The sequence below is a fragment of the Streptococcus sp. GMD1S genome (genome assembly GCF_000296875.1).
GTDB lineage: Bacteria > Bacillota > Bacilli > Lactobacillales > Streptococcaceae > Streptococcus.
In genome coordinates this window covers 47,177-70,100 of the sequence record NZ_AJQY01000002.1, presented here as the reverse complement: position 1 = coordinate 70,100, position 22,924 = coordinate 47,177, and the positions used below count along the sequence as shown (strand labels likewise).

At 40.5% G+C, this 22,924-nt stretch carries 20 protein-coding genes and 1 tRNA gene; 4 read left to right on the top strand and 17 right to left on the bottom strand.

Going from position 1 to position 22,924, the window contains the following annotated elements:
- The gene (locus GMD1S_RS00685; protein ID WP_000763423.1) at window positions 1-819 is read right to left on the bottom strand and encodes a Cof-type HAD-IIB family hydrolase; all 819 of its coding nucleotides are present in this window, start codon (window positions 817-819) and stop codon (window positions 1-3) included.
- Complete coding sequence (locus tag GMD1S_RS00680) at window positions 819-1,610, bottom strand: Cof-type HAD-IIB family hydrolase (RefSeq protein WP_000594109.1); 792 nt, start codon at window positions 1,608-1,610, stop codon at window positions 819-821. The genes GMD1S_RS00685 and GMD1S_RS00680 overlap by 1 nt, the downstream gene beginning before the upstream one ends.
- 217 nt (window positions 1,611-1,827) lie before the next feature.
- On the opposite strand from GMD1S_RS00680, the gene GMD1S_RS00675 reads away from it, so the two are divergent.
- Window positions 1,828-2,523: a VIT1/CCC1 transporter family protein gene (locus GMD1S_RS00675; protein ID WP_000136042.1), complete on the top strand. Its 696-nt coding sequence runs from the start codon at window positions 1,828-1,830 to the stop codon at window positions 2,521-2,523.
- Between the two features lie 39 nt (window positions 2,524-2,562).
- Here the strand turns inward: GMD1S_RS00675 and GMD1S_RS00670 are convergent, their stop codons facing one another.
- The 5 genes from GMD1S_RS00670 to GMD1S_RS00650 all read right to left on the bottom strand — a co-directional run bounded on the left by GMD1S_RS00670 (window position 2,563) and on the right by GMD1S_RS00650 (window position 8,583).
- Window positions 2,563-4,551 (bottom strand): FtsX-like permease family protein, encoded by a 1,989-nt coding sequence (locus GMD1S_RS00670; protein WP_000489346.1) that lies wholly within the window; start codon window positions 4,549-4,551, stop codon window positions 2,563-2,565.
- A 1-nt stretch (window position 4,552) separates the two neighbouring features.
- A complete protein-coding gene (locus GMD1S_RS00665) occupies window positions 4,553-5,311 on the bottom strand; it encodes an ABC transporter ATP-binding protein (protein ID WP_000173369.1) in 759 nt (252 codons plus the stop codon).
- Between the two features lie 380 nt (window positions 5,312-5,691).
- The gene (locus GMD1S_RS00660; RefSeq protein WP_001092787.1) at window positions 5,692-5,964 is read right to left on the bottom strand and encodes a PspC domain-containing protein; all 273 of its coding nucleotides are present in this window, start codon (window positions 5,962-5,964) and stop codon (window positions 5,692-5,694) included.
- 59 nt (window positions 5,965-6,023) lie between these two features.
- On the bottom strand, window positions 6,024-6,467 hold the full coding sequence (locus tag GMD1S_RS00655; protein ID WP_000778613.1) for a SprT family protein: 444 nt from the start codon (window positions 6,465-6,467) through the stop codon (window positions 6,024-6,026).
- Complete coding sequence (locus GMD1S_RS00650; RefSeq protein WP_000359115.1) at window positions 6,454-8,583, bottom strand: Tex family protein; 2,130 nt, start codon at window positions 8,581-8,583, stop codon at window positions 6,454-6,456. Before GMD1S_RS00650 ends, GMD1S_RS00655 begins: the two co-directional genes overlap by 14 nt.
- Window positions 8,584-8,713: 130 nt before the next feature.
- Between GMD1S_RS00650 and GMD1S_RS12660 the strand changes: the two genes are divergently transcribed.
- The 3 genes from GMD1S_RS12660 to GMD1S_RS00635 are packed head-to-tail and all read left to right on the top strand — an operon-like array spanning window position 8,714 to window position 10,563.
- Window positions 8,714-8,845 (top strand): SPJ_0845 family protein, encoded by a 132-nt coding sequence (locus GMD1S_RS12660; protein ID WP_000268696.1) that lies wholly within the window; start codon window positions 8,714-8,716, stop codon window positions 8,843-8,845.
- On the top strand, window positions 8,846-9,751 hold the full coding sequence (locus GMD1S_RS00640) for a permease (RefSeq protein WP_000151876.1): 906 nt from the start codon (window positions 8,846-8,848) through the stop codon (window positions 9,749-9,751).
- Entirely contained in the window at window positions 9,748-10,563 is an 816-nt protein-coding gene (locus GMD1S_RS00635) for a TIGR03943 family putative permease subunit (protein ID WP_000984354.1), read from the top strand. Before GMD1S_RS00640 ends, GMD1S_RS00635 begins: the two co-directional genes overlap by 4 nt.
- A gap of 20 nt (window positions 10,564-10,583) precedes the next feature.
- Here GMD1S_RS00635 and GMD1S_RS00630 read toward each other — a convergent pair whose 3' ends face one another.
- From GMD1S_RS00630 to GMD1S_RS00585, 10 genes are all read right to left on the bottom strand, one after another.
- Entirely contained in the window at window positions 10,584-11,195 is a 612-nt protein-coding gene (locus GMD1S_RS00630) for a tetratricopeptide repeat protein (protein WP_001070705.1), read from the bottom strand.
- A gap of 17 nt (window positions 11,196-11,212) precedes the next feature.
- Window positions 11,213-12,262, bottom strand: a complete 1,050-nt coding sequence (locus tag GMD1S_RS00625; protein ID WP_000521314.1) for a hypothetical protein — start codon at window positions 12,260-12,262, stop codon at window positions 11,213-11,215.
- Window positions 12,263-12,270: 8 nt separating this feature from the next.
- Window positions 12,271-13,044 carry a nucleotidyltransferase domain-containing protein gene (locus GMD1S_RS00620; protein WP_001194460.1) on the bottom strand — a complete coding sequence of 258 codons (774 nt, stop codon included), beginning with the start codon at window positions 13,042-13,044 and terminating at the stop codon, window positions 12,271-12,273.
- A 135-nt stretch (window positions 13,045-13,179) separates the two neighbouring features.
- The gene (locus GMD1S_RS00615) at window positions 13,180-14,130 is read right to left on the bottom strand and encodes a bifunctional riboflavin kinase/FAD synthetase (RefSeq protein WP_000633649.1); all 951 of its coding nucleotides are present in this window, start codon (window positions 14,128-14,130) and stop codon (window positions 13,180-13,182) included.
- Window positions 14,131-14,273: 143 nt separating this feature from the next.
- Window positions 14,274-17,813, bottom strand: a complete 3,540-nt coding sequence (smc, locus tag GMD1S_RS00610) for a chromosome segregation protein SMC (protein WP_000280909.1) — start codon at window positions 17,811-17,813, stop codon at window positions 14,274-14,276.
- The gene (rnc, locus tag GMD1S_RS00605; RefSeq protein ID WP_000661464.1) at window positions 17,804-18,502 is read right to left on the bottom strand and encodes a ribonuclease III; all 699 of its coding nucleotides are present in this window, start codon (window positions 18,500-18,502) and stop codon (window positions 17,804-17,806) included. Before rnc ends, smc begins: the two co-directional genes overlap by 10 nt.
- 174 nt (window positions 18,503-18,676) lie before the next feature.
- A tRNA-Arg gene (locus tag GMD1S_RS00600) sits at window positions 18,677-18,748 on the bottom strand.
- A 68-nt stretch (window positions 18,749-18,816) separates the two neighbouring features.
- A complete protein-coding gene (locus GMD1S_RS00595) occupies window positions 18,817-19,803 on the bottom strand; it encodes a GMP reductase (RefSeq protein ID WP_000931160.1) in 987 nt (328 codons plus the stop codon).
- A 170-nt stretch (window positions 19,804-19,973) separates the two neighbouring features.
- Window positions 19,974-21,278, bottom strand: coding sequence for an McrC family protein (locus tag GMD1S_RS00590; RefSeq protein WP_001223076.1), 1,305 nt, complete (start codon window positions 21,276-21,278; stop codon window positions 19,974-19,976).
- Complete coding sequence (locus GMD1S_RS00585) at window positions 21,265-22,914, bottom strand: AAA family ATPase (protein WP_000428053.1); 1,650 nt, start codon at window positions 22,912-22,914, stop codon at window positions 21,265-21,267. The genes GMD1S_RS00590 and GMD1S_RS00585 overlap by 14 nt, the downstream gene beginning before the upstream one ends.
- Window positions 22,915-22,924 lie beyond the last annotated feature (10 nt).

Here is a 22,924-nt window from a genome sequence, read left to right as displayed (position 1 = left end):
TTAGTTCTCCTTTAGCACGTATTCTTCGATAGCCCAGGCAACGGCTTCCTCGTCGTTGGTCATCGGGGTAATGACATTGGCAACTGCCTTAACCGCTGGAACTGCATTTTGCATGGCAACTCCCAGACCTGCCCACTCAATCATAGAAAGGTCATTGGCCTCGTCCCCACAAGCCATGACCTGGCTTTGGTCGATTCCTAGGTGTTTAATTAATTTCGCTAAACCTGTTGCCTTGTGGACGTTTTTCGGTGACCATTCCAATAAGAGTTCACGCGATTTGAAGATTTCGTATTGGTCAAACAATTCAGGAGAAATCTGTTTAATCGCTGCATCCAAGGGTTCTTGGGCAAAGGCAGTCACGCATTTATTATACGTTATCTGACTAGATAACTCTTCAAAAGCGACTGGTACGAAAGTCAGAGCTGGATTAAACTTAGCATAGAGACTTTCTTGGTCCGACTGGATTTGATAGACTGTTCCTTCTGAAATAGCATCTAACGGTAATCCGAGTTTTTCAGTTTCCTCGTACAAGCGTGCCACATCGTCGATTGAAAAGACTGTTTTATCTAGAATCTCCCCCGTATTTTTCTGCACCAGACCACCATTAAAGGTGATGGTGTACTCGTCCTCTTGACCGTCAGTCCCTAGCTCATGGAGAAAGAAATCCATAGCCTTCAAAGGACGACCTGTTGTCAGAACGACCTTGATGCCACGGTCACGCGCAACTTTGAGGACCGCCTTGGTACGATCTGTTAGCTTTTTATCCGTTGTCAGCAAGGTGCCATCCAAGTCCAATGCAATCAATTTAATATCTGCCATTACAAGCCCTCCATATAAGCCATCACTGACTGGTCCTTATGGTGGCCAATCACTGTCTCTGCTAATTCTAAAATCTCTGGTCGCGCATTTTCAGGAGCGATTGGGTGCCCCACAACCTGCATCATGTGAAGGTCATTGAGATTATCGCCAAACGCCATGACCTGATCCATGGTTAGACCAAGTTTTTTTGCCAGCTCAACAATAGCCACACCCTTATCAACATAGTCTAATACAATATCGATGGATTCAAAACCAGTTGTCATAGCTTTCACACCAGGAACATTTTCATTTACCCAAGCCTCACCAGCTTCTATCGTATCTTCTGTGAAGTTAGTGGTGAATTTAAAAATCTCATCCGTGATCTCTTCCAAACGTGCTATTTTTTGAATATTTTCATTGTAGTGACTACTTAACTTAAGATAAGTTTCATCCACTGTGTCCAAAACATAACAAGCTTTTTTCCCAGTCAGTAGCATTTTTCTTTCATCAAAATAGGGCGATTTCTTTAAAGCTTCAAAAGTGTTCAAGTAAAAGTCGCGAGGCATAGTAGCCTCATACATATCCTCACCATGAAACTCAACATAGCTCCCATTTTCAGCTATAAAAATCACTTTATCACGTACATCCGCAAACAGCTTTTTCAGGGACAGAATACCGCGACCTGAAGCCACTGCAAAATAAATCCCCTTTTCCTTGTAGGAAACAAGTACGTTTTTGAGGCGTTCCATATCAAACCGACCCTCTCCATCTAGAAAGGTTCCATCCATATCGGTTGCTACAAGTTTAATCATAAAATCCTTCATACTCCAATTGATAAATCTACCTTCTATTATACCATAGATAAGCTAAAAAAGGACTTATACAGTAGGATTGGCAACTGTATTGCCGTGCTTTTTCGGTAAAGTCGAAAAGGGCTTAAAAATTAGAATCGTGGAACTTTTTTCAGATGGTTTAAAAAGTTTGTATTCCACTATTCTTTTCTCTATAATGGAGAGAAAGGAGATGACTATGACAGAAATAAAACATGAAATTGATGCAAACTTTGCAGGACGACTTAATATCCTACGTGCAGGTGTTCTGGGTGCCAATGATGGGATTATTTCCATCGCTGGAGTCGTTATCGGGGTTGCTAGTGCGACAAGCAATATCTGGATTATCTTTTTATCTGGACTAGCCGCTATCCTCGCTGGTGCTTTTTCTATGGCAGGTGGCGAATATGTCTCTGTATCCACTCAGAAAGACACGGAAGAAGCCGCTGTCGCTAGAGAGCAATTACTCTTGGATAAAGATATGGAATCTGCAAAACAATCCCTCTATGCTGCTTACCTTCAGAATGGTGAGTGTGAAACGTCCGCCCAACTCTTGACCAACAAGGCCTTTTTGAAAAATCCTCTTAAAGCCTTGGTCGAAGAAAAGTATGGAATCGAGTACGAAGAGTTTACCAACCCTTGGCATGCTGCGATCTCTAGCTTTATCGCCTTTGTACTGGGAAGTCTTCCTCCTATGCTTTCAATCACCGTCTTTCCAAGCGACTATCGCATTCCTGCTACTGTTTTTATCGTGGCCCTTTCCCTTCTTATTACCGGCTATACTAGTGCCAAGCTAGGCAAGGCTCCAACGAAAACTGCAATGATCCGCAACCTCTGTATCGGACTTCTCACCATGGGCGTAACCTTCCTCTTGGGACAACTCTTTAGTATCTAAGATAAAAGAAATACCTCGATGAATTTCGAGGTATCTTTTTTACATTTGCACAATCTTGCGATAGCTTCTTGAGGTAATCATAAAAATCAAAACGTAGACGATGAGGAAGATAGCACAAATGGACAATGTAACAGTCAACATCATGGTCGCATCTAGCACACCAATGACTTTTAGGATGAGGCTAAGCATATGATAGGCAAAGGCAAGGTGTAGGAAGGCAAAGAGCAATGGGAGGAAGAAAACAGTTAGGACCTGTTTGTTAATAGTTTGCTTGATTTGCTTTTGATCAAGTCCGACCTTTTGCAAAATGATGAAACGTTCACGGTCTTCATAGCCCTCAGAGATTTGTTTGTAGTAGATAACAAGAACTGTTCCCACCATAAAGATGATAGAGAGGAAGATACCGATGAAGAAGACTCCACCAAAGAGAGCACTCATCTGCGCACTACTATCAGCCAGATTGCTTCCGTAAACATAGCTTCCTTCTTTGTTTATTTCTCTATTAAAGTTGTTAACGAATTTTGAATAGTCATCTGCAATTTTAAGTTGCTCGTCCTCACTAGCCGTTACATTCATACCACCATAGTATTGATTAAAGATAGAAGAGTTAGGATGCTGTTCAAGAAAGGCTTGTAAGTCAGGAACAACCAAATAGTTATAATCCGAAGTTAGGATATTGTACTGATTTGGGACATGTTCAAGAATAAAATCTTTCTTGATTTCTTCTTTGATCGTGTAGGTCTGGTCATTCAGAGTCAATTCTTTCTGCCCTTGAAGTTGCTTGTTTTGAGCAAACAATCCAACTTCCTTACCTGAAAGTGCAAGTTTCTGTCCTGTCATATTCTCATAGTCTTTTTGGTCAAAGACCATAAAAATAGTTTTCGGTTGAACACGATTTTGACCTTTATCAAAGATTGTCAATTTCGTACCATCTTGATTTGCCACACCAAAGTTACTGTATGTAAGGACTTCTTTCTTTGTGACAGTCAATCCTTTATCACTAGCATACTGGTTCAAGAGTTTTTCGATGTCTTCTTTTTCAACATTCTGTCCTGTAATCCCAAAATCATGTGGATTCATGACCTTCTTGAAGTTTTCTGATGCTTTAAAGATACTTGTTGCAGCAGACATTGTCACCAAGACCATGGTTGAGAGAATTGCAATCGTCGCAAGACCAACCGCATTTTTCTTCATACGGAAAATGAGATTAGATACGGAAATCATGTTGTTGGGCTGGTAATAGTAAGTCTTGTTTTTCTTTAAGATTTGTAAGAAAACTGTAATCCCTGCATTGAAGAGAAGATAAGTCCCCAAAATTACCAACAAGACTGCTACGAAGAAAATCAGAACAGCAGAAAGTGGGTTTTCGACTGTTACTGCTAGATAGTAACCAGCTCCCAAACTAATCAGACCTAGGATGGTTTGGACACCTAAGAAACGTCCTTTTTTCTCACCACTGGCTTTTTCACGAGAGAGCTGAAGGGCATTCATGCGTGCGATGCGAAAGGCATTGATAAAAATTAGACCTAGGAAGATAGCTCCAAAGACGATGAGAACTAGGATAAAGACAATTGGTTGGAAAGTCGAAACGAGCTCCACTTTCATCTTCATCAGCTTCAGAAGAAGGGCGAAGATTAGCTTATCAAAGAGAGCTCCTAGACCGAGACCAGCTGTCAAGGTTAAGGAACCAAAAATAAGAAGCTCCTTAAAAACCATACTGATCAAATGGCGCTTTTCGAGACCCAGCATACCATATACACCCAGCTCCTTGGAGCGGTTCTTCATGACAAAACTATTTGCATAAAGGACAATAATTCCAGAAGCGATGGTAACAACTACCATACCGAGAGCCAGGGTCATAGAGATAGTTTCTCCCCCTCGAATCTTGCCTATGTTAGGATTAAGTGACAATGAGTAAAAAAGATAGGTGATGGTCACTGCTAAGAGAACAGCAAGGGCAAAGGGATAGTAGAGTTTACGGTTTTTGATTAAGTTTGATACCGCTAACTTATTGGTTAATCGGAACATACTAATTCACCTCGCTTGCCATAACAGTCAAAGTATCAGAGATTTCTTGGAACATCTGACGCTCTGTCTTGTCTCCACGGTAGATTTGGTTGTAAAGAATGCCGTCTTTGATAAAGAGAACGCGCTTGGCCCTGCTGGCTGCCGCCGTTGAGTGGGTTACCATGAGAATGGTTTGACCGCGTTCATTGATTTCATCAAATACATCGAGTAAGGCTGCAGATGACTTGGAGTCAAGGGCTCCTGTTGGCTCATCCGCAAGGAGAATTTCAGGTTCAGTGATGATGGCGCGTGCTACTGCTACCCGCTGTTTTTGACCACCAGAGATCTCGTAAGGGTACTTCTCTTGCAATTGGTTGATGCCCAAATTTTCAGCTGTCACTACCAACTTCTTCATCATCTCCGTGATAGGTTTTCGTGATAACACTAACGGAAGCAAGATATTGTCCTTAACAGACAGGGTATCTAGCAAGTTAAAGTCTTGGAAGACAAATCCCAACTTTTCCCGACGGAAACTCGAAGCCTGTGAATTTTTAATAGTGGCTGTGTCTGTTCCGTTTAGGTAAACCTGGCCTCGAGTTGGTTTATCCAGCATAGCTAGGATGTTGAGCAGGGTTGACTTTCCTGAACCAGACTCACCCATGATGGCAACGTAGTCACCCTTTTCTACGGTAAAGTGAATATCTTTGAGTGCTTCGACTTGGTTTCCTTGGAAACGTGTTTTGTAGATTTTTTGAACGTGTTTTACATCTAAAAGTGTCATGATTTTCTCCTTCTTAATATCCCATCATTTGAAACTGTGCTTGCATCATAGCGCATCCCAGTTGAACACGCTCGATATCTTTTTGACTTGGTTTTCTTGTTTTCTTTTGTAAAATTCTTTTCATGGTTTTGCTCCTTTATTCTTTATGAGTCTAGTTTATCGCAAAAAAAGATGGCTTGCCATAACCTAACCTTACAAAAGAGACTTTAATCTTACATTTTTGTAAGATTGAAGAATATCAAGCAATTTCGCTATCAATATTTTACCATAAAAGAAAGGCAAGAAGAAAACCCTTGCGGATGCAAGGGTTAGGATTCACTACTTTTTCTAATTTCTTCAAGAAACAAGGAAATCATCTATAAACTATTTCCAAATCCGACTCACCAAAACCGTCCATCATTGTCATAAATGGCCTCAGCATCCTTACGTTTGCGTGGTCCTGTTCCGTACATTTCTGCTTCAATCTCTTCCTTAGTTGGCAGAATAGAGGCGAGGATGATGTAGATAATCACACCAATCCCAAAATTTGATATGGTAAAAATGGCAAAGAGAAAGCGGACTAGAGTTACATCAAAATTCCACTTGTCTGATAAACCAGCTAAAACTCCCGATACCATACTATTTCGTTTCATTTTATAAAATTTTGTATTCATGATTTGTTCCTCTTTCGGTATTCTTACAAGTAGTATATCATGAAACGGGGGCACAAACATCAGTCCTTAGGCCGATTTAGGATGACGAGTTTACCACGGCAGACGCCACAGCGATAGCACTTGGTATCAATCTTCCTCTTTCGTTGATAGCGTTGCTGGCAGGATTGACACTGATAAACTAGGAAATTACTTTGGGCTCTCAAAGGGGGAACAAAGCGTAGTCCATCCACTTCTTTCAAAAGTTCCTTAAAATCTCGGTCCTTATGCCGATACCCCTTTTTCTGAAAATAAAGGTGATAGTGACAGAGTTCATGGCGCACGATTTTCCGAAAAACCTCCAAACCAAGTTCATTATAGACCTTGGGATTAAAATCCAAATGCCCATCTTTAGGGAAAAATCGCCCACCTGTCGTTCGCAGACGAGAATTCCATTGGGCTTGGTGTGTAAAAGGTCTACCAAAGTCTTCGAGGGAAACGGACTGAACGTACTCAGTCAGTTTCATCTGGAGCTAGGAGCGACAGATTAACTTTTTCACGTTCAGTATCGATTTTCTTAACCCAAACCGTTACCAAATCTCCAACAGACACCACTTGACTAGGATGTTTGATAAATTTGCGACTCATGTGGGAAATATGGATCAAACCATCCTCGTGAATCCCGATATCAACGAAGGCACCGAAGTCAACGACATTACGCACCACACCTTCTAGCTTCTGGCCGACTTTTAAGTCTTTGATATCCAGTACATCTTGACGGAGTACAGGTGCATCAAAAGAATCACGGAAATCTCGACCTGGTTTGAGAAGGTCGGCAATAATATCTTTAAGGGTTTCTGGGCCAAGATCTAGTTCTTGCGCCATCTCCTTAACTGAAAGGGACTTAAGCTTATTTTGTGCTTCTTCATTCAACTCCTTGATATCCAAGCGTTTGAAAAGCTCCTTAACCGCAGCATAGTTCTCTGGATGAACTCCTGTATTATCAAGGATATTGCTACTTTCAGGAATACGGAGGAAACCTGCAGCTTGCTCAAAGGCTTTGGCACCTAGACGAGGAACCTTCTTGATTTGAGAACGTGAAGTGATTTTTCCTTCTTCCTCACGGTATTTGACGATATTTTCAGAAATGGTTTTATTGAGTCCAGCTACGTGGGAAAGAAGAGCTGGGCTGGCTGTATTGACATTGACACCGACTTGGTTAACCACCGTATCTACGACAAAGTCCAGACTCTCAGACAGTTTCTTCTGACTGACATCGTGCTGGTATTGACCGACACCGATTGACTTGGGATCAATTTTGACCAATTCAGCAAGGGGATCTTGCAAACGTCGAGCGATCGAGATAGCAGAGCGTTTTTCAACGGTCAAGTCTGGAAACTCCTGACGAGCTAGTTCACTAGCAGAATAGACAGAAGCGCCACTTTCATTGACGATAACATAGCTGACTTCTGGAAAATCTTTCAGAACTTCCGCCACAAAGGCTTCACTTTCACGACTGGCCGTTCCATTTCCGATGGCAATAATTTCCACGCCATACTGACCGATCAAGTCGGCTAAGTCTCGCTTGGCTTCTTCGATTTGACGATCGGAGGCTGGTTTTACTGGATAAATGACTTGAGTCGTCAGCATTTTCCCTGTTGCATCAACGACAGCTAGCTTGGCACCTGTACGAAAGGCTGGGTCAAATCCTAGAACCACGCGCCCTTTCAGCGGAGCAACCAAGAGGAGATTGCGCAGATTGTCAGAAAAGAGTTGGATAGCCCCTTCTTCCGCTTTCTCAGTCAACTCTGTCCGAATGCGTCGCTCAATAGCAGGCAATACCTTTTTCTTAACTGACTGTTGGACAACTTCATCTATATAGGCATTTTTGACTTTAAAACGAGCACCAAAGAAAGATAAGATACGGTCCGTCGCATGTTCAAAGCCAACCTTCAAAATACCTAATTTTTCCCCACGGTTGAGAGCCAAGGTACGATAGCCCTGCATGTTGCCAACTGTCTCTGAAAAATCATAATAAATCTGAAAAACTTGTTTTTCATCGAGATTTTCACCCTTGACTTGCGAAGTGATTTTAGAGTGTCTCAACACTTCCTGATAGGTCATAGCACGTAGATTGACATCTTCGGATAAGGCTTCGACCAAGATATCAACCGCACCAGCCAAGGCTTCTTGACCAGTCGCAAATCCTTCACAGACAAACTTCTCAGCTTCTTTCTCCAAGTCAGCTACATCCTGCAAAATCAAGCGAGCAAGAGGAAAGAGTCCAGCTTCACGGGCAATGGTAGCCTTGGTCCGACGTTTTTCCTTATAAGGAAGATAGAGTTCTTCTACATCTGCTAATTTCTCAGCTGCAAGGATAGCTTCTTCCAATTCCTTTGTTAGCTTACCTTGTTCTTGAATCTTAGCTAAGACAGCTTCTTTACGATCGTTGAGATTTGTCAGACTTTTATCCAGATCAATAATGGCCTTAATCGCTACCTCATCCAGACTACCAGTCATGTCCTTGCGATAACGGGCGATAAAGGGAATTGTCGCTCCTTCAGCGGTCAAACTTAGAACGGTATCGATTTGCTTTAAGGTTACACCCAAATCTTGGGAGATTTTTTCATATTTTTTATCCATATACCTATTATACCATAAGGAACAGCCCTTGTTTCGCCCTACCCTTTTTTACCTCTTTGATTATCAAAATAATCCCTTTTCAAGAAAATAATAGTATAATAGAGGTAGAATGTAGAAAAGAGGTAGGCCCATGGCTGTTAAATTTACAAAAACGGATGACTTGGACAAGATGTTTGAAGAATTCGCAAAACTTCCTGACTTAACACAAGTCACTTTTCCAGATGACAAAGATAAAAAAGAAAAAGTTGAGAAGAAAAAATAGATGACGATTTTCCAATCTCTTCCTCCTAGTGTATTACAAGCGGGAGCTATTTTTCTCTCCATCATGATTGAAGCCCTTCCTTTTGTCTTGATTGGGAGTCTCATTTCGGGATTGATTGAGGTCTATATCACACCTGATAAAGTTTATGAGTTTCTCCCTCGCAATCGTTGGGGGAGGATCTTTTTTGGTACCTTCATTGGCTTTCTCTTTCCTTCTTGCGAATGTGGTATCGTTCCGATTATCAATCGTTTTCTGGAAAAGAAAGTGCCCAGCTACACAGCGGTTCCTTTTCTGGTGACTGCTCCCATCATCAATCCTATCGTTCTTTTCGCCACATATTCTGCCTTTGGCAATTCAATAAAACTTGCCTTCTTGCGAGCTCTGGGAGCTATTGTGATTGCTTTGATTCTGGGGATTTTCCTAGGATTTTTCTGGAAGGAACCCATTCAAAAAGAGAATCCTATCGCTTGCCATGAACATGACTTTTCACACTTGGGTCCCGCTAGAAAAGTGTTTCAGATCTTTATACAAGCTATTGATGAGTTTTTCGATATGGGGCGTTACTTGGTCTTTGGCTGTCTCTTTGCGGCTATCGTGCAGGTCTATGTCCCGACTCGGATCTTGACCTCTATCAGTGCAAGTCCAGTCCTTGCGATTCTCTTGCTCATGTTTCTAGCCTTTCTCCTCTCTCTTTGTAGCGAGGCGGACGCCTTTATCGGAGCTTCTCTCCTCTCAAGCTTCGGCCTAGCGCCAGTCCTTGCCTTTCTGATCATAGGCCCCATGCTTGATATCAAAAATCTCCTCATGATGAAACACTATCTCAAAGTGCGCTTCATCTGGCAATTTATGGGTATTGTGACAGTGCTTGTCTTGCTTTATTCTTACATGTTTGGAGTGTTGCTATGATGCGATTTTTCATTTTACTGGGTTATTTTGCCCTAACTCTGTATCTGCAGCTTTCTGGCAAGCTCAGTCACTACATTAACCTCCACTATTCCTATCTAGTCTATATTTCCATGCTCCTTTCTCTTCTATTGGCTCTGGTCCAATTCTATATCTGGATCAAGAAAATCAACTCTCACAGCCATTTAGAAAGTCGTCGAGCTAGACGAATCAGCCTCCTTTTACTGTCACTACCTCTGTTGATTGGGGTTGCCTTTCCGACAGTAAGTTTGGACTCGAGAACCGTGTCTGCTAAGGGATACCATTTCCCACTTGCTGAGGGAATCGATACTGCTATTCAGGCAAGCGAAGGAACATCCAGTCAATACCTCAAACCCGATACCAGCACCTATTTTTCCAAATCTGCTTATGAAAAGGAAATGAGGTCTACAGCTGACAAATACCTCACCCAACCAACCATTCAAATCACTGATGAAAACTATATGGAGGTCATGGAAGTTCTCTATGACTACCCTCAAGAGTTTGAAGGAAAGAAAATCGAATTTACAGGCTTTGTCTATAACGATCCTAGCCATCCAGATAGCCAGTTCCTCTTTCGCTTTGGAATCATCCACTGTATCGCCGATTCTGGTGTATATGGACTCTTGACAAAGGGGAACTCACGCCAGTATCCTGACAATACTTGGATCACCGCTAGCGGAACCCTGACCCTCCACTACCATAAAGAACTCAAACAAAAACTCCCAACACTAGAGGTTGAGAGTTTCACAAAAGTAGATAAACCAGAAAATCCTTATGTCTATCGCGTTTTTTAATAAAAAGTAGCCTTTTCAGGCTACTTTTTATTATTTAGCAATTTTCTAACCTCTTGAGCACCAATCTGATCGCCTGCCTTTTCAAAAAGAACGATAGCTTGTAAAAAATTTTCATGTGATTCTTCAGGATTTTGTATCGAACCAATCTCTCCTAAACCTCTATAGGCACAAGCTTGGGCAATCAAATCATCTGTTTGCAAAGCTTGTTTTAAGGACTGTTCCATATACATGAATGCTTCTGCTACTTTTCCTAACTTTAATCGTAAATAACCTTGCTCATAATTGTTAACAGAAGATTTGAGGGTATCCTCTGTAAAAGCTTCTTCAATGACTTTTTGCTCTCTTTCGATATAGAAAAGGGCTGTTTGAAATTCATTCATTTCACGATAAACCATGGCTAACTGATGATAGCCTATATGTTCATTTTCTGGGTCGCTTTTAGTTCGTGCTAAGTCAATGTAACGCTGATAGATACTTAAGCACTCGTTGTATTTTTGCTCTTCAAGATAAATATACCCCATCAAATTTAACAAACTAAAATCTGTGCAAGTTTCCAATAAAAAATCAGCTTCAACTATTTTTTTAGCCTCATTAATCTTACCCTCAAACAATAAATCCCATGCTTGATTCATACATATCCTCCTGCTTCTTACGTTGTATAGAAATCTATTGACAAATCGCTATCAGACTCGTATTTTTTCCAAGCTAAACTGAAGCCATAATAATCTTCAAATTCAGGGTGCCAGTCATAATAAAGTGGGACACGACTATACTTTCTCGCTACAACTTCGTCTTCAAATTCTGGAGACTCCCCTGCTGTAATACCAAATTGAAAGCCATTTAGTTCCCAAGTATTTCCCCAAACGTTTTCATCAGAGAGAACATCGATCCATCTAGAAGCATCAATATCAAAATCTGCACATAATTCCAGCTCATAGAATCTTCTACAGTTAATCTCTGAAGGCTTAATATAAAGGGCAACATCTACTTGGTACTTTGTATCTTTGACTTGAACCTGCGTAATTTTCATTGGAATTGGAACTCCATTTAATTCTAACCAGAAATAGCCTAAGGGAGTTTTGATACTATAATATTGCTGATTAGCAGGTTTAACATTTTTAGAGCAAGCATCAAGCATTCTTCCCAGCTTTATTATATTTCTACAAACGTTTTTCGAAGTGATTGGGTCGAAATGTGAATACCTACGAATGACACGTTTTAACTTTTCAACAGGAAAAGTGATATCCTTTGGTAGGGCATGATACTTCTGTACAACTAAAGCAGTTTTTTCAGTATTTTCCTTCCCGACTGGGACAATAACAGCGTGTCCTATATGGATATTTGGGTCATCACAGATATACGTATAGCCATTCCCTCCCTCCTGAAACTCAACCACAACAAGATTTAACTCTTGATCTGGATCAAAGAGAGGCTCTACCTTTTCTACTTCTTGGCGCTCATAAAAAGTAAAGTGATCTCCATCCCCGTCTTCGCCAAAAACCATGAAACTGCCACACTCAGGGCACTTCCACATATAAAATGACGCTTCAGAAATATCATCATAAGAAATTTTATTATGGTCGTCAGCTTTATTTATGATTTCTTCAAACAACTCATCCGAATAAACTGAATAAGCATTTGGATCGGGCGCTCGGTGGTCATTCATTGCTTGCCCACATTTACATGTCCATTTACCCATAAAAAACCTCAGTCGTGGCCTAATTCTTCAAGGAAAAATTGATTTAGAGCTTTCCACTCTTTCTTTTCCTCTCTAACACTTTGAACGTATGCATCCAACTCTTGGATGTTAGCTAAAATATAATCTTGAATTGGCATTATCGGATCAATTTCCATACCTTCAGCTCCCTTGACCTTGATATCAAGCAATCTTAACACATGCTCTTTCATCTCATCAGGAAGCAATTCTTTGACCAAATCGTCAAATAAAATTGGAGGAACAGAATGGTATTTTTCAATCCAACGACAGGCCAAAATAGGACGCAGCGCATAGAAATACTTTTTAGGTTTGACCTTGTCTCCTGAAAGATACTTATTCATTTGAGTTCTAGCAGTGTTCAAGTAATGGTAGAGCATTTTCTTCTCAGAAAAATACTGGTTGGCAAGATGACGCATGCGCTCGATAAAATCCGTTTGTCGATAGACAATTGGTGACTGTAACCATTCAAACAGTGTAGGATTTGACTTATAAAGGAGTTTTAAAGTCTTGTCTAAATCCCAACCACTCACATCCCAAGTATCGTCAATTGGTAGCTCGATAACATCACGCTGTTCATTTAAACGGAGATAAAAATCTTGCTTGTGTTTGTAGATAAATCGTACATCAAAGTCACTATCGGGAGACTCAAAACCCCAGGCACGACTACCAGACTCGATAGCCCATAAAACTCTGACACCATAATCACGCTCAATTTCTGCTAATTTTTCCGGTACCAGAACATTCATTTCTTCTTGCGTTTGCATAATAAAGCCTCGTCTATATTCTGAGCATAAGTAGATGCTAAAATAGGGAATTATGGGAACTAAAAAGAATTATATCACTCTTTCAAAACTACAATCAAATAAACTAAACCTTCTATAAGCTTATTCAGACGTTTTCTATACCTGAGCCCCTTGAATGACAGAATCTCCATCCTTCCAGTTTCGAGCAATCTCTTCGTCTTTCTGGAGTTGGTCAACCAGTTCCTCTACGGAGTCAAATTTGATCATATCGCGGACACGGTCCAGCCAGTAGACCATGACTGTCTCACCGTAAATATCGTCTGAAAAGTCGAAAATATTAACTTCAAAACGTGGTTCTTCTCCATCAAAGGTAACATTTTTTCCAACACTTGCCATTCCACGATATCTCTGACGTTGCACTTCGATATCAACTACATAAACACCGTCAGCTGGCATGTAAGTTCGGTCTCTTAGGACTAGATTGGCTGTTGGATAACCAATAGTGCGCCCACGGGCATTTCCATGAACGACCATCCCACGAGATGGGAGAGGTGTGCCGAGCAGTTGATTGACTTCCTTTACATCTCCATCAAGAATAGCCTGACGAATCCGTGTAGAACTAATCTTGCCCTTTTCATCCTCAACTGGAGGAACAATGATGATCTCTCCATCAAAATAGTCCTTCAGTTCATCCGCAGTTTTCTTATCTGAGCCAAAGGTATAGTCAAATCCTGCTACAATAATCGCTGGTTTTAAAGCCCTGATATAGGTATCAAAAAATTCCTGCCCGGTTAAATTGGCAAATTTGCTACTAAAGTCAAGTAAGAATAGAGCCTCTACCCCATGCCATTTCATCTTGTGCTCCCGTTCCTCGTGATTGACGATATGGAGCATAAGCTCAGGTTGGTAAGGTTGCAAGGCAAGTTTTGGCGACTCTGTAAAGGTCATCACGACAACTGGCAGATAATCCTTCATAGAAGCCTTACTGGCCACTTCAAAAAGTTTCTGATGCCCCTTGTGGATGCCATCAAAATAACCTAGTACAAGGACTGTATTACCTGGTACTGCAATGTCTTTTTCGTTCTTAATAGGTACTGTTGTAATCATAAAACTATTATATCATAGAGAAAGTCTTTTCGCTAAGAGGAAATCCCAAATGTCGTTTTCTGCGCCTGAACTGACCTTAAGAGAAAATTTAGCGCTTTAGTTTTAAAAAATAGCACCTCCTAAGAGGTGCTATCATTTGGTAACTAGTCTATTGTTTCTTCTAAATCTTTTAATTTAACCGAAACAATCTTAGAAACACCTGATTCTTGCATGGTAACTCCATAGATAGAGTCCGCCGCCGCCATCGTCCCCTTACGGTGGGTTACGACGATAAACTGACTATCCTTGTCAAAGCGGTTGAGATAGTCCCCAAAGCGTTTAACATTGGCTTCATCCAGCGCCGCCTCTACCTCGTCCAAGATGACGAAAGGAATTGTCTTAACTCGTATAATTGAGAAGAGAAGAGCCAGAGCTGATAGGGCTTTTTCACCACCACTCATGAGGTTGAGAGATTGGATTTTCTTACCTGGAGGTTGAACAGAAATCTCCACACCAGCTGTTAAAAGATCGCCCTCAGTTAATATCAAGTCTGCCTGACCCCCACCAAACATCTGTCTAAAGGTCACTTTAAAGGACTCACGAATCGCCTCAAAGGTTGATTTAAAGCGTTCCTTAACCTCATCATTCATCTCTGTGATGGTCTCAAGGAGCAGGTTTTTCGCAGACAAAATATCATCTCGTTGGCTATTTAGGAAATTCAAACGATTGTGGACTTCTTCGTACTGTTCAATAGCATCCAAGTTGACAGGACCCAGCGAGCGAATAGCCTTCTCAAGATCTTTAACTTCTTGCTCTGCCAGATTGAGATTTTCCAACTCACGTGCTTTTTCTAGAGCCTCAGTGTAGCTGATCTGGTACTGGTCTGTTAATTGAGCTTGTAGATAGCGCAAGCGTTCGCTGACCTTTTCTTTCTTGGCTTCAGCACGTGTTTGTTTGCGAATCCACTCTTCATTTTGATGACGAGCTTGATCCAAATGGCTAGCAATATCATCCACCTGACCTTCGATATCATCCAACTCAAACTGCTTGCGAATCAAACCTTGTTGGAGGTTTGTTTTCTGAGTTTTGGCCTCTTCCACCTGCTGACTTAACAAATCCGTATCAACCTTCTCAAGATTATCAACCTTTTCTTGGAGGAGACGCTGAATCTCCTCTTGCTCGATATCCAGATTATCCAGTTCCTTGCCTAAGCGTTCAATATCAGTCGCTTCGTACCGCTTTTGTCCTTGCAGTTCTGACTTAAGCAAGCGTGCTTGAGAAATCTGTTCCTGCAAGTTTTGATAGCGTTCTTGAATAGCGTTTTTGTTAGACTTAATCTCTTCAATCTCAGCTTCCAGATTTTGCTTTTCACTGGCGATAGTAGCAAGGCGCTCTTGGCATTTTTCCTTATCCGCTTGCCAATCTCCTTCAGTAAGGCGATTTAATTCCTCTTCTTGAAGTTTCCAAAGAGTTTCTAACTCTTCCACTTGCTGATTGGTTTGTTGATAAGCAAGATACAAACCTTGCTCCTGAATACGAGCTTGCTCACCTTGAGATTTGATAGCTTCTAATCTTTCTGCCAATACCGCCATCTCATCTTGCAAGGTCTTCAAACTCGCTTCTTCTGACCGCAAGTCAGCTTCTTCTTCAGCAATTTCTTTTTGTAATTGTTCCAGCTCTGGCTTGATGAAAATACTATTGTTTTGACGATTGGCACCACCCGCGTAGGAACCACCTGTACGCAACTCTGTCCCATCCAGTGTCACCATGCGAACCTGATAACGAACTTGACGAGCAGCTGCACGCGCATGTTCTACAGTATCAAAGATAGCCGTGGTAGCTAGCAAATTCTTGAAAATGGCTTCTAGTCTCTTATCAAACGACACCAACTCATCTGCCATTCCCAGAAATCCTGGACTTGCTGCGATAGCATCTTGATTCTGACTAGAAATGGTACGAGCCTTGATCGTCGTCAATGGAAGAAAGGTTGCACGACCAGCTCTGTTACGTTTTAGGAAATCAATCGCCTTGGTTGCCGCGTTTTCATCTTCTACGATGATATGCTGACTGCTAGCTCCAAGCGCAATCTCTAGGGCAGTTTGATAATGCACATCAAAGGTCAAATGTTCACTGACTGCACCAATGATCCCACCAAGACGGGCTTTTTCTTGAAGAACACTCTTAACACCCGCATAAAAATTACTATGATTTCTTAGGATGTTTTCTAAACTCTGGGCTCTAGCCTGCTTGTTTTTGAGACTGTCTAGACGATCAAAGAGTTGGCTCTGCTGGGCTTGGTAAGAAACTTTCTGCTCCTCTTGTTCCTTGGAACTAGCTTGGTAGTCTGCCAATAATTTCTGAACCTGCTCCTTAGCAGTTTCAAGCTCAGTCTTTTGCTGACTTGCTTTCTCTTTAGCTGTAGCCAATTGTTCTTTCAGTTTCTCAAGTTGATCTGCTTGTTTTTGAGAGAGTTGACGGCTGTTCTCTAGTTCATTCTCGATGCGGGTCAGTTGGTTTGAGACATCCGCTTCTTCTTGTAAAAGAGCGACAAAGCGTTCGCGCAAGAGCTCAATCATCTGGTCAGGATCATCTGAAAAAGCTAGCATTTCTGCCTCTAAACGATTGAGTTCCTTGTTATTTTCAGCTAGTTCTTCCTCTAACTGTGCCAGATTTGCTTCTTTTTCAGCCTTCTCTTTACTTAGAGTCTTTCTCTTATCTTCCAAAGCAGTCACACGGGCTTGTGCTTCTTGTTGATTGAGGGCAACCTGCTCGGACTCCAGTTTTGAAAGGGCTAATTTTCGCTCTAAATCACTGATCAGATTCGTCAGGTCCATCAAACTTCCTTGGTCTTTAGCCATTTGAGCTTGGAGATCTTGGCGTTTCTTTTTAAGACTTTGATTTTCCTCTTCTAACTCTTGACGCTTTTGGTAATAGCTAGTCAAAAGTTCCTGAACCTGAGTTAGTTCTTCTACTGTCAGCTCTAGTTCAGCCTTGTTTTCCTTGATTTGGGCAACCAGTACATCCAAGTAAATTGCCTTACGTTGACCATTCAAGTCGAGAAACTTACGAGCATTCTCGGCTTGTTTTTCAAGGGGCTTGATTTGATTGTCTAACTCATAGATAATATCCTCTAAACGGTCTAGATTGTCCTGAGTTTGTTGCAGTTTGCTCTCTGTTTCTTTTCTTCGAGTTTTGTACTTTAAAACTCCAGCAGCTTCTTCAAAAATGGCACGGCGTTCTTCAGGCTTGGAGTTGAAAATCTCCTCAACCTTTCCTTGGGAAATAATAGAGAAGGAATCTCGTCCCAATCCCGTATCCAAGAAAAGGTCATGTACATCACGAAGACGGACTTTTTTGCCATCAATTCGATACTCGCTATCACCACTACGATAGATATGGCGTTCTACCTTAATGACTTGCCCTGCATCCTTGATGAAGCCATCTTCATTATCCAAGGTCACGACAACAGAAGCATAATTGAGTGGTTTGCGACTTTCTGTCCCAGCAAAAATGACATCGGGCATCTTGCCACCACGAAGGCTCTTGACACTGGACTCTCCCAAGGCCCATCGCAGACTTTCTGTGATATTTGATTTTCCAGATCCATTGGGCCCAACGACAGCTGTCACACCTTGGTCAAAGACTACCTTAGTCTTGTCAGCAAAGGACTTGAATCCCTGAATCTCAATTTCCTTTAAATACATGAATCCAGCCCCTTCTCAACTGCATTTTTGGCGGCCTCTTGCTCTGCTAATTTTTTAGAACGCCCTTGGCCTTTTCCAATACTCTTGCCCTCAACCAGAACTTCTACATCAAAAACCTTATCATGAGCAGGCCCCGTCTCAGAGATAACCTGGTAGCGAATATCTACATCTCCATTGACCTGGAGCAACTCTTGCAGATGTGTCTTGTAATCCTTAATCATTTCAAAGTCACCTGCTTCAACCTTGGGAATCATGACCTGATAGATAAATTCTTTTACCCTAGCCACATCCTTGTCTAAAAGCAAAGCACCCAGAAAGGCTTCAAAGGCATCACCAAGAATGGTGTCACGATTGCGCCCACCAGACTTTTCTTCCCCTTTTCCTAGTTTGATAAACTGATCAAACTGGCAATCACGCGCAAAACCTGCCAAACTTTCCTCACGGACAATCATGGCACGGAGCTTGGACAAATCGCCCTCTGGTTTCTTAGGATATTTTTTATACAGATATTCTGAAATCAATAATTGCAGAACAGCGTCTCCTAAAAATTCCAAGCGCTCATTGTGTGAAATTTTTAAGAGGCGGTGCTCATTGGCATAACTCGTATGAGTAAAGGCAGTTTCTAGTAGCTTTTTATCTGCAAATTCGATTGCAAAACGGTCTTTCAGGACAGTTTGTAATTCTTTCATACCAACCTCTTTCTAACTGATAACGGTCCTTCTTATTATATCAAAAAAAGCCCCCTGAGTCACTTTAAAACGGGACTAGAGGGGAATTGAGCATTTTTTAGAAGGCGATTTTCAATTTTAGAGACAATATAAAGAAAAAAAGCCTTATTTAAAGGCTTTCATAGGCTAATTACATCCACCCTGAGGGAATCGAACCCCCATCTCAAGAACCGGAATCTTACGTGATATCCATTACACTAAGGGTGGAAACTTGTCTTATTATAACAGAAATTTGCTCTAATAACAAGTTTTTTTATGGGTGGACTAAGTGTCTCTTAGTGGGATGCATCACCGTTCCAGATAGAGTTTTTCACGATAACATAATCAACGTGTTTGAGGTCGGCAACTTTTCGTCCACCTGCGTAGGAAATGGCACTTTGCAAGTCCTGCTCCATCTCAGTAAGGGTATCTTGTAGATGACCTTTGGCAGGAAGTAAGATGCGTTTTCCTTCCACATTTTTATAAGCACCCTTTTGATATTGTGAAGCGGAACCATAGTATTCTTTAAACTGTTCGCCGTCGACTTCAATCGTCTTTCCTGGGCTTTCGATATGTCCTGCAAATAGGGAACCAATCATGACCATGCTAGCACCGAAACGGATAGACTTGGCAATATCACCATGAGTACGAATCCCACCATCAGCGATGATCGGTTTACGCGCAGCCTTTGCACACCAACGCAGGGCAGCCAACTGCCAACCACCTGTACCAAAACCAGTCTTGACCTTGGTAATACAAACCTTACCAGGACCGATTCCAACCTTGGTAGCATCCGCACCAGCATTTTCCAATTCACGCACAGCTTCTGGTGTTCCCACATTCCCAGCAATGACAAAAGTAGCCGGCAATTCTTTCTTGATGTGCTGAATCATAGAAATCACGCTATCTGCATGACCATGAGCAATATCAATCGTGATATACTCAGGAGCATCAGCCTTGAGTTGGCTAACAAAGTCGTACTCGTAATCCTTGACACCGACAGAAATGGAAGCAATGAGCCCTTGATCGTGCATGCGCTTGATAAAAGGAATGCGCCCAGCTTCATCAAAACGGTGCATAATGTAGAAGTAGCCGCCTTTAGCCAATTGCTCTGCAACATTCTCATCCAAAATCGTCTGCATATTGGCTGGTACAACAGGTAGTTTGAAAGTGTGATTTCCAAGTGTGACACTCGTATCCGCTTCTGCACGGCTTTTAATGACACATTTATTAGGGATCAACTGAATATCTTCGTAATCAAAAATCGGAAATTCATTTAACATATCGATGTCTCGTTTCTTTTGTGATGACCTACCTATGCTTGCGCATCCCTACGCCTTTTTGCGACGTTTCCTTGATTTATTATAAATCAAAGTACAGTTTTTGTCAAATAATTTCAATTATAAAACAATAATGTTCGGTTTTTATGGTTTAAATATAAAAAGTGGAGAGACTAGTTTCTCCCCACTTCCTTATCAATATTCTTTTTAAAAATTTCTTCAGAGCTTTCCATCATTTCAGAAAATCCCCTATAAGATGAAGCATTCTGAGGAATTTGGATAGAAAATTTCTTCAACAAAGCTCCATAACCTGCTAGCTTTCCTATCTCATTATCAACAACCTTGTCCTTGCTCGGAAAAACAAGACCACCTTTCTCAGCTTTTAAAATATAAGAATAGGAAATCAGCTGGAATAAGTCCTCACGGTTGATTCCTTTTTCAGTGAACTCCAGTTCTTTATATTTAGCATCTAAAACTATTTTTAACTCTTTATGATAAAAATCTGGAAATACTTTTCTTTCACGATTAGAAAATACTGAAATACCGTCTGTCTTATCCTTATTTCGTGGATGGATGAAATCTTTTGGCAACAAGGTATAAACATACTCTTCCCAAAGCCAGGAAACATCAAAAAGAATACCATGTACCTTTTGGGCTTGAGATCCAAGACCATGCTTTTCTCTACTCAGAATCATCAAGCAGAGTTCCTGTAATTTTCTGTACTCTCTGAAATAGGCGTGTCGGATGGGTTTGATTTTATTTATTCTGATAATCTTGGCACGATCAGCTAGTTTATAAGCTGGAGTTACACGCACGATTTCAGATACATTTTCACGATTACTATCGAGCAGAACTCCGAAACTTTTCTGATTCTTTATGTACTCAATCGTATGCCGAATCAACTGCATGAGGGGATTATCATAGGTGAACTCTCTTGTTGTGTAGACAACATTTCCCATGAAAGGAACATTTCTTTTAAGGTGATTTCCAACATCTATCACTCCTTTTACATGACTGTCGTTATGAGAAAATCGCTGGTATTCCTTATACAGACCTTTTCGAATTGCAGCTTGTAGATACTTGGGGAAGAGATACATCAAAAGTTGATAGAGCTTATCTTCACGCGACAAAGCTACATCCAAACTAGTCAGATTGATATTTAGAACTTTCTGCAATAGATAATGCAAAAAATGGTCGTTACTTTCATCAGAAAAACGAGAGGAAATCGTCAATTTTTCCTGACCACACCCCAGAAAACCAATCACATTTCCAGTCTTAATTTCCTGATCGACAGTTTCAAAAATCTTTTGGTCCTTATCCAAATCAGGAGAATGAGTCAAATCATTTGGGAATATAAAGATACTGTCCTCTATAGAAAGGTTATCCAGTGTTCTATCAAGAAGAGCTTGACTTAGTTTGGGATATTCTGCGACAAAATCTTCTTTAGCAATTCTATGCTGATTATCAGTTATCCGCATTATCATCACCAGTATCTTGCTGAACTGTTTGCTCTTTATTTGTCAGATCAAATGCTTTTTTCAATATTGCCAGAGTTTCAGACTCTTCATAAGAACCCCGCAAGTAGTCTTCTAGGAGGGGTTTAATATAATCAGACCAGAGGAATTCATAGTCAAAGTCTACATCCTTCAATTTAAGGAAATAACTTGGACCGATATGATAATGACTGTTTAATTCCTGAACGTTTTCGATAGCAGCATTCAAGTTTCTTAGACGAAGTTTTGCTTCTTCTGCATGGATATCTAGTTCTTTATCCAACATAGCAACTTGGCTTTCAGCAGTAACTTCAACAAAACGGAAACGACGGCGCATAGCAAAATCAAAGGTGTCCACTGAACGGTCAATATCATTCATGGTTCCAATAATGTAGACATTTTCAGGGATATAAAATTTCTCATCAGTCTCATGTAAATTAGCATACTGAGTAGAAACACATCCCTTTTCACCACGATAGCCAGGGTCAATAGAGAAAAAGAGTTCACCAAAAATCTTAGAAATCTCACCACGGTTGATTTCATCGATGATGAAGATAAAATTCTTGTCTGTCTTGATCTCTGTTGGAGAGATATAGTCTTTCAAACCAAATCTTTTCTTTAAAGTTTCAAGGACTTTTTTTCCTTGGTTACGATAATAGAGCTTTTTCAGATAATTTTTGTCTTTATAGAGTTCATAAACATAAGATTTTGTTAAGACAGTTCCTTTGGCTTTAGTTTCATAATTGATATTAAAATTATTTCGACTATTTACTGTGAGATAGGAAAATTCTGTCAAATATTCTTTTTCATCTCTACTATTAACATACTCAAGATAAAGATCCCAAGCTTCATCAAAATTATCTTGTCCTCCAGTTTTCTGAGCTTCTTTCGCTCTCTGACAGAACTTCTTAAAAATACCATCCTCTAGCTTAAACTCAATAGCTCCATCCCCATTTGATACCGGTCTTAACCCCTCAACAAAATCCGTATAATCATAAGATGGATGAAACTGTACAAAGCCGATTTGGTCTTCGTTGCCATCCGTTAATTCTTTAGCAATTTCTTTAGCAAGATAAGTTTTTCCTGTGCCAGGAGCACCGCGGAGGATGAGGTTTTTGGATTTTTTTAATTTATCTAAATAATCGTTAATATTTTTATTCATAACAACTTTCTCTATATTTTTTCTGTATGTACCATTTAGAATGGATTTATATAAATTGATACGTTCTGAATTTCTATCCCAATACACTGTATGTCTGTTTGTGTTATTACCCATGTTCCATTCACCAATTTTCAACCATTCTACACCAATAGAATGGTTGAACTTTTCTTTTGATGATTCATAATAGTAGGATTTAATTACTTTTCCGATTCCATAAAATTTTGATATTCCTTTCTTAGCTATCACAATATCGCCAACTTTAATTTTATGTGCAAATTGCCATATAAACTTCTTTTGTTTATCCCCAGCAGGAAGCTCCCGATAATTGTTATATTTAAATAAATCTGAAATATTATAATTTGAAAAATCAATAGAAAGTTTATTATTTTTTATAAAATCATCCCATATACCTTTATGCGTAGGAATCGCAATTAACCAAAAGTTCACTATATTCTCCATAAAATTTTTC

What these genes read in the sequence shown, in the direction of transcription:
- GMD1S_RS00620 (WP_001194460.1), bottom strand. Translation starts at nt 13,044, where the DNA reads ATGCAAACGCAAGAAGAAATGAATGTTCTGGTACCGGAAAAATTAGCA.
- GMD1S_RS00665 (WP_000173369.1), bottom strand. Translation starts at nt 5,311, where the DNA reads ATGACACTTTTAGATGTAAAACACGTTCAAAAAATCTACAAAACACGT.
- GMD1S_RS00585 (WP_000428053.1), bottom strand. Translation starts at nt 22,914, where the DNA reads ATGGAGAATATAGTGAACTTTTGGTTAATTGCGATTCCTACGCATAAA.
- GMD1S_RS00630 (WP_001070705.1), bottom strand. Translation starts at nt 11,195, where the DNA reads ATGAATCAAGCATGGGATTTATTGTTTGAGGGTAAGATTAATGAGGCT.
- GMD1S_RS00590 (WP_001223076.1), bottom strand. Translation starts at nt 21,278, where the DNA reads ATGCGGATAACTGATAATCAGCATAGAATTGCTAAAGAAGATTTTGTC.
- rnc (WP_000661464.1), bottom strand. Translation starts at nt 18,502, where the DNA reads ATGAAAGAATTACAAACTGTCCTGAAAGACCGTTTTGCAATCGAATTT.
- GMD1S_RS00655 (WP_000778613.1), bottom strand. Translation starts at nt 6,467, where the DNA reads ATGAAACTGACTGAGTACGTTCAGTCCGTTTCCCTCGAAGACTTTGGT.
- GMD1S_RS00675 (WP_000136042.1), top strand. Translation starts at nt 1,828, where the DNA reads ATGACAGAAATAAAACATGAAATTGATGCAAACTTTGCAGGACGACTT.
- GMD1S_RS00680 (WP_000594109.1), bottom strand. Translation starts at nt 1,610, where the DNA reads ATGATTAAACTTGTAGCAACCGATATGGATGGAACCTTTCTAGATGGA.
- GMD1S_RS00670 (WP_000489346.1), bottom strand. Translation starts at nt 4,551, where the DNA reads ATGTTCCGATTAACCAATAAGTTAGCGGTATCAAACTTAATCAAAAAC.
- GMD1S_RS00650 (WP_000359115.1), bottom strand. Translation starts at nt 8,583, where the DNA reads ATGGATAAAAAATATGAAAAAATCTCCCAAGATTTGGGTGTAACCTTA.
- GMD1S_RS00625 (WP_000521314.1), bottom strand. Translation starts at nt 12,262, where the DNA reads ATGGGTAAATGGACATGTAAATGTGGGCAAGCAATGAATGACCACCGA.
- GMD1S_RS00615 (WP_000633649.1), bottom strand. Translation starts at nt 14,130, where the DNA reads ATGATTACAACAGTACCTATTAAGAACGAAAAAGACATTGCAGTACCA.
- smc (WP_000280909.1), bottom strand. Translation starts at nt 17,813, where the DNA reads ATGTATTTAAAGGAAATTGAGATTCAGGGATTCAAGTCCTTTGCTGAC.
- GMD1S_RS00685 (WP_000763423.1), bottom strand. Translation starts at nt 819, where the DNA reads ATGGCAGATATTAAATTGATTGCATTGGACTTGGATGGCACCTTGCTG.
- GMD1S_RS00640 (WP_000151876.1), top strand. Translation starts at nt 8,846, where the DNA reads ATGACGATTTTCCAATCTCTTCCTCCTAGTGTATTACAAGCGGGAGCT.
- GMD1S_RS00660 (WP_001092787.1), bottom strand. Translation starts at nt 5,964, where the DNA reads ATGAATACAAAATTTTATAAAATGAAACGAAATAGTATGGTATCGGGA.
- GMD1S_RS00635 (WP_000984354.1), top strand. Translation starts at nt 9,748, where the DNA reads ATGATGCGATTTTTCATTTTACTGGGTTATTTTGCCCTAACTCTGTAT.
- GMD1S_RS12660 (WP_000268696.1), top strand. Translation starts at nt 8,714, where the DNA reads ATGGCTGTTAAATTTACAAAAACGGATGACTTGGACAAGATGTTTGAA.
- GMD1S_RS00595 (WP_000931160.1), bottom strand. Translation starts at nt 19,803, where the DNA reads ATGTTAAATGAATTTCCGATTTTTGATTACGAAGATATTCAGTTGATC.